1 pseudogene is annotated in these 266 nt (G+C 33.8%); it reads right to left on the minus strand.

Features of this window, described 5'->3' with window-relative positions:
- Window positions 1-129: 129 nt before the first annotated feature.
- Window positions 130-266 (minus strand): annotated as a pseudogene (locus C1E99_RS05855) (cell division protein FtsK); the annotation flags it as partial.

The following is a 266-nucleotide window of genomic DNA, read 5'->3' on the forward strand; positions in this document are numbered from 1 at the left end:
CTATCTCAATATTTTCAAGCTGATTTTCTAGAAGTAGAAGTGCAAATTTGAGAAGAAGTAGGAGTAAAATCAGGATGATGAGATTGATATTCAAATTGTAAGTCTTTTGGAAAAAACTCTTTTTCATGTTCATAGGATACCTTTCTTAGTATAGTAAGTTGGGCAAAGTAAAGGAAGTACGTGATTGGAATGTTCATTATCAATAACTTGTACTAGACCTGTTCCGTTTCCAATAGGGATAACAATACCTTCTGGGTCAGTGTCAG

The sequence above is a fragment of the Streptococcus suis genome (genome assembly GCF_002964045.1).
Classification (GTDB): Bacteria; Bacillota; Bacilli; order Lactobacillales; family Streptococcaceae; genus Streptococcus; species Streptococcus suis_U.